At 57.9% G+C, this 5,884-nt stretch carries 6 protein-coding genes; all 6 read left to right on the forward strand.

Annotated elements, in window-relative coordinates:
* Window positions 1–1,653, forward strand: a 1,653-nt coding sequence (locus WBC85_RS00740; protein ID WP_424432773.1) for an alpha-galactosidase, incomplete at its 5' end; no start/stop codon positions are given.
* 61 nt (window positions 1,654–1,714) lie between these two features.
* Entirely contained in the window at window positions 1,715–2,479 is a 765-nt protein-coding gene (locus WBC85_RS00745) for an SDR family NAD(P)-dependent oxidoreductase (RefSeq protein ID WP_424432774.1), read from the forward strand.
* Window positions 2,476–3,381 (forward strand): 2-dehydro-3-deoxygalactonokinase, encoded by a 906-nt coding sequence (locus tag WBC85_RS00750; protein ID WP_424432775.1) that lies wholly within the window; start codon window positions 2,476–2,478, stop codon window positions 3,379–3,381. The genes WBC85_RS00745 and WBC85_RS00750 overlap by 4 nt, the downstream gene beginning before the upstream one ends.
* A gap of 12 nt (window positions 3,382–3,393) precedes the next feature.
* A complete protein-coding gene (locus WBC85_RS00755) occupies window positions 3,394–3,999 on the forward strand; it encodes a 2-dehydro-3-deoxy-6-phosphogalactonate aldolase (protein ID WP_424432776.1) in 606 nt (201 codons plus the stop codon).
* Window positions 3,996–4,829: an SMP-30/gluconolactonase/LRE family protein gene (locus tag WBC85_RS00760; RefSeq protein ID WP_424432777.1), complete on the forward strand. Its 834-nt coding sequence runs from the start codon at window positions 3,996–3,998 to the stop codon at window positions 4,827–4,829. The genes WBC85_RS00755 and WBC85_RS00760 overlap by 4 nt, the downstream gene beginning before the upstream one ends.
* Window positions 4,826–5,884: beta-galactosidase (locus WBC85_RS00765; RefSeq protein ID WP_424432778.1), on the forward strand; the 1,059-nt coding region annotated here is incomplete at its 3' end. The genes WBC85_RS00760 and WBC85_RS00765, both read left to right, overlap by 4 nt.

The raw sequence follows: 5,884 nt of genomic DNA on the forward strand, positions 1-5,884 counted from the left end.
TGGCTTTCGGCCCCCGTGTTTCCCGCGTCTCAACAAAGCGCCGAAATGATTGATTTCGCGGGTCGCTGGTGCGGCGAATTCCAGCCCAATCTTACTGCATGGTCCGCGGGTATCCGTATGCGCGAAAACCGTACAGGGCGCACTGGACATGAACATTTCCCCGGACTGATCGTGCCAGAGGCTGGCGCAAGCAATACACAAGGCGCAGCGCATGCGTTCCATTATGGCTGGTCCGGCGGTCACAAAATGATCGCCGAAGAACTGCCAGACGGGCGCCGACAGATACAGTTCGGCCACGCCCCGCGCGTCGAGGCAACTGCCGCCACGCGCTTTGCTTCGGCGCCGCTTTATGCTGTCTATTCTTCCGATGGTCTGAATGGCTGCGCGGTCTCGTTCCAGCGTCACTTGCGCGATCATATCGTGACCTTTCCGAAACCTGATCGCCCCCGCCCTGTGCATTACAATTGCTGGGAAGCCGTCTATTTCGATCACAAACTTGACGTCCTCAAAGATATTGCAGATCGCGCAGCAGACCTTGGCGCAGAGCGCTTTGTGCTGGATGACGGCTGGTTTGGCCAGCGCGATGACGACACGACGTCGCTTTCAGATTGGGAGGTCGATCCGCGCAAGTACCCCGATGGGCTTGGCCCGCTGATCGATCACGTTCACAGCCGCGATATGAGCTTCGGCATCTGGTTCGAACCTGAAATGATTAACCCCGATAGCGATCTGCACCGCGCCCATCCTGATTGGGCCTTGGGGGGCGAAGATCAAACGCTGGGGCGTCAGCAAAAGGCGCTTAACATGGCGCTGCCCGAGGTGCGCGATTTCATCTATGAGCGCATGGCTGCGATCCTTTCAAAATACCCCATCGATTACATCAAATGGGACCACAACCGCGTGCTGCCCGCCCCCGATGCGGCGCAAACGCGTGGCTCTTATGCGCTGATTGACCGGTTGCGCGCTGATTTCCCGATGGTTGAAATCGAAAGCTGCGCCTCTGGCGGCGGGCGTATCGACTTTGGCATCCTGAGCCGCACACAGCGCGTTTGGCTCTCGGACAGCAATGACGCGCTCGAACGTCTGCGCATGCAGCATGATGCGGCGCTTTTCCTGCCGATGGTTGTCACGGGCTCGCATGTTGGCCCGCGCCACTGCCACACATCCGGGCGCACGCTCGATATCTCGTTGCGCGCTTGGGTCGCTGCGCAGCGCCACATGGGCTTTGAGATGGATCCGCGCGAGTTAACGGCGCATGAAACCGCCGTTCTCAAGGACGTTACCCAATGGTGGAAAGCCAACCGCAACTGGTTAGAGCGCGCAGATATCCTGCGCCTTGATAGCGCTGATCCTGCGGTAATAGCGGAACAACAGCTCGCTGAGGATGACACACGCTTCGTCGCTTTCGCGGGCAAAGCTGCAACCTCTGCGCAAATCTCTCCGCGCCCTTTGCGGCTGACACGCCTTGATCCAAACGCAAGCTACGAAATCACACTGCTGAACCGCATCACCGCCCCCGCCCTGTCACGCGGCGCACCGATCCTGAAAAAGCAACCGATTACCGTCTCGGGCAGTTATCTTATGCATCAGGGCCTGACGCTACCATGGAACTTTCCTGATACAATGTGGGTGATCGAGGGGCGCAAGCTTTAATGTTTTCTTTCGCCAAAAATATCCCCGCCAGAGGCACCCGCACGCACAAGGAGCGCAGCCAATGACCGCGACATTCCCGGAATTCAAATCCGCCTCTGTCTATATCACGGGCGGTGGTAACGGCATTGGCGCGGCGCTAAGCGAAGGTTTCCTTGCGCAAGGCGCGCGTGTCGCCTTCGTCGGTCGCTCTGATTGCACCGAATTCTGCGACGCGATGGAGGAAAAGCACGGCAATCGCCCACATTTCATGCAATGCGACATCACTGATATCGCGCGCCTGAAGGCCACCATGGACGAAGCCTGCGAGCGCCACGGCCCGATCACGACGCTGATAAACAACGCCGCAAACGACAAGCGCCACAGCACCGGAGAAATTACCGAAGATTTCTACACATGGATGATGGATATCAATTTCAAAGCCTACGTCTTTGCCTGCCAGCACGCAGCGCCGATGATGGCACAGGCGGGCGGTGGCTCGATCATCAATTTCACGTCGATCTCCTATATGATGGGGAATGCGGGGTATCCGCTTTACACCTCTGCCAACTCGGCCATCAACGGATTGACCCGCTCGCTCGCGCGAGAATTCGGACCAAAGCGCATTCGTGTAAATGCCCTCGCCCCGGGCTGGGTTCTTACGCAAAAGCAAAAAGATATGTGGGTGACCGAAGAAGGTCTTGCAGCGCATATGGAACGCCAATGCTTGCCGGACACGCTTGATCCTGTGGATATCGTTGGCGGTGTGCTGTTTCTGGCCTCGAACCTTAGCCGTGCCATGACGGGTCAAGCACTGGTTATTGATGGCGGCGTGGTGGTGACGGGATGACCCAAAGCGCAAAAATAACGCCCGATTGGATCGCACTGGACTGGGGCACGTCCAACCTGCGTGCTTTCGCGATGACCAAGCAAGGCGCAGTGCTGGCAGAGCGCAGCTCAGATCAAGGCATGGCGTCGTTGACACAGGCTGGTTTTGAACCTGCATTGCACGCGCTGTTGCACGGCTGGGAGCTGCCATCACAATGCACCGTTGTTGCCTGCGGCATGGTCGGTTCGCGTCAGGGCTGGCAAGAGGCCCCCTATTGTGCAGTGCCCTGCCCGCCATTGAGCACGGCTTTGATCCGCGTTGCCAATTGCAGCGATGCCCTAGAGGTTTGGCTTGTTCCCGGCGTAAAGCAGAACGCACCTGCGGATGTGATGCGCGGTGAGGAAACCCAAATCGCCGGGTTCCTTGCGCTAAATCCCGATTGGGACGGGGTCATCTGTCTGCCAGGAACGCATAGCAAATGGGTCCACGTCAGCGCGGGCGAGATTGTGAGCTTTCAAACCTTTATGACGGGCGAGCTATTTGCAGCCATTAGCGCGCATACGGTGCTTCGCCATTCCCTTTCGGGCAATGACTGGGACGGCGACGCTTTTGCTGATGCGCTCTCGAATATTCTCTCGCGCCCTGAACGCCTTGCCAGCTCTCTCTTTTCCCTGCGCGCTGGCGATTTGCTACACGGGCAAGCGTCATCGCATGCCAGGGCGCAGCTATCCGGCGCTTTGATCGGCGCAGAACTGGCCGCGGCCAAGCCCTATTGGCTTGGCCAGAACATCGCGATTATCGGCGAAGATCGGTTGAGTGATCTTTACAGTTTCGCGTTGAAGCAACAGGGTATTACTGCACAGCGCTGTGATGCAAACGCGGTGACCCGTGCGGGATTAACCGCAGCCTATCGTTCTCTTTGACGGAGTCTTCCTATGAGCCGACCTTTGATTGCAATCCTTCGAGGGCTGACCCCGCTTGAAGCCAAAGACATCGCCGCAGTCTTGATCGAGGAAGGCATCACCCGCATTGAAGTGCCCATGAATTCGCCCTCGCCTTTGGCGTCCATTGAGATAATGGCCAAAGCCTTTGGTGACATCGCGCAGATCGGCGCGGGCACGGTTCTGACCACAGAAACAGTGATTGATGTTGCCAAGGCCGGCGGCAGAATGATCGTTTCACCCAATGCCGACGTTCGCGTTATTTCGGCGACCAAACTGGCCGGTTTGGACAGCTATCCCGGCGTCATGACCCCGACCGAGTGCTTTGCGGCGCTTGGTGCAGGCGCCGATGGGCTCAAGATTTTTCCAGCTTCGCTACTTGGTGTTGAGGGATTGAAGGCCATACGCGCGGTGCTTCCGCTGGGCATTGAAGTCTATGCCGTGGGCGGCGTCGATCACACCAACTTCGCCAAATGGATCGCGGCGAGCGCGCATGGTTTCGGCATTGGGTCGGCACTTTATCAGCCTGGCTTCTCTGCGAATGAGGTTCAAAAGCGCGCACGCGCAATGGTTAAAGCATTTGACGAGGCAATAGCATGATCTTTGATGATCGCGTTTGCGGGCTTGGCGAGGGGCCGCTGTGGCACCCGCTGCGGCGCGAATTGTTCTGGTTTGATATCAATGCGAACACGCTTCATACCAAGGCACAAAGCTGGACGTTTGACAAAAGCGTATCCGCCGCAGGCTGGCTAGACGCTGACAGGTTGCTTATCGCCTCGCAGATCGGGCTGCACGTCTTTGATATCAACGAGGGATCATTGGCTGCACCGCTCGTTGCAATTGAGGCGGACAATGGGATCACGCGTTCCAATGACGGACGCACAGATCCTTGGGGCGGCTTTTGGATCGGCACAATGGGCTTTGACGCAGAACCCGATGCCGGCGCAATCTACCGTTTTCACAAGGGCGAGTTACGCACAATCGCAAGCGATATTACTGTCGCCAATTCGATCTGCTTTACCCCGGATCGCAAACACGCCCATTACACGGATACAATGACCCAACAGGTGATGCGCGTCGCGCTTGATCCGATTACAGGTTGGCCCTGCGAGGACGCGCAGGTCTGGCTGGATCTGACAGGTGAAAACCTAAATCCGGACGGCGCTGTAATCGACGCGAATGGGACCTTCTGGGTCGCACTTTGGGGCGCAAGCCGTGTGAACGGCTATGCACAGGATGGGCGCCTGATTGCGTCGCACAGCTTTGATGCACGCCATACCAGTTGCCCTGCCTTCGGCGGCGACGATCTTAGCGATCTATATGTGACCTCGGCAACGCAAGGGATCAGGGGCGATCTGGGAAACAATGGCAAGACATTTTGCGTGCCCAATGTCAGCAAAGGCCAACAAGAGCATCAGGTCATCCTATGAAACGCGCGCTTGGCGTTTGCTATTATCCAGAGCACTGGCCAGAAGATCGCTGGGCCATTGATGGTGCGCAAATGGTTGAGGCAGGGCTGACTTGGGTGCGCGTTGGCGAATTTGCCTGGTCGCGTTTAGAGCCCGCCCCCGATGATTTGCGGCTCGACTGGCTCGAGCGCGCGATCAACGTGCTGGGCGATGCTGGCCTGAAGGTGATCCTTGGCACCCCCACAGCAACGCCGCCGCGCTGGATGCTCGACAAGCATCCCGATATGCTGGCCCTTGACGCGCAAGGGCGCGCGCGTGGCTTTGGCTCGCGCAGGCACTACTGCTTTTCCCACAAGGGTTATATCGAGGAATGCCGTCGCATCACCCGCATTCTGGCAGAGCGCTTTGCCAAGAACCCGCATATCGAAGCATGGCAAACAGACAATGAATACGGCTGTCACGACACGACGCTCAGCTATTCGGATGCTGCGCGCAGTGCCTTTCAGGACTGGTGCGCGCAGACCTATCAAAGCCTTGATGCGCTCAACCGCGCGTGGGGTAATATCTTCTGGTCGATGGAGTATTCTTCCTTCGATCAGATTGGCCTGCCCAATCTTACTGTAACAGAACCGAACCCGTCCCATGTGCTGGCCTTTAGGCGGTTTTCCTCAGATCAGGTCGTCCGCTTTAACCGCGTTCAAACCGATGTCCTGCGCCAGCACACAGATGCGCCGCTCCTTCACAACTACATGGGCCGCGTCACGGACTTTGACCACTATGACGTCGGCGCAGACCTTGATATCGCGTCTTGGGATAGCTATCCGATCGGCTTTTTGTCCGACCGCTTAGAGGCAAGCCCCGAGCACAAAGCCCGCTACCTGCGACAGGGCGATCCGGACATGCAGGCGTTTCACCATGATCTCTATCGCAGCGTCGGAAACGGGCGATGGTGGGTGATGGAACAACAACCTGGCCCGGTGAACTGGGCCCCCTATAACCCGGCCCCCTTGCCTGGCATGGCCCGCCTTTGGGCGTGGGAGGCCTTTGCCCATGGTGCAGAGGCCGTGCTCTACTTC

It is taken from the genome of Planktotalea sp. (assembly GCF_049680325.1).
In the GTDB taxonomy this organism is placed as follows: domain Bacteria; phylum Pseudomonadota; class Alphaproteobacteria; order Rhodobacterales; family Rhodobacteraceae; genus Planktotalea.

Excerpts from the sequence above, each read along its gene's own strand:
- WBC85_RS00745 (WP_424432774.1), top strand. The coding sequence starts at position 1,715 with ATGACCGCGACATTCCCGGAATTCAAATCCGCCTCTGTCTATATCACG.
- WBC85_RS00750 (WP_424432775.1), top strand. The coding sequence starts at position 2,476 with ATGACCCAAAGCGCAAAAATAACGCCCGATTGGATCGCACTGGACTGG.
- WBC85_RS00755 (WP_424432776.1), top strand. The coding sequence starts at position 3,394 with ATGAGCCGACCTTTGATTGCAATCCTTCGAGGGCTGACCCCGCTTGAA.
- WBC85_RS00760 (WP_424432777.1), top strand. The coding sequence starts at position 3,996 with ATGATCTTTGATGATCGCGTTTGCGGGCTTGGCGAGGGGCCGCTGTGG.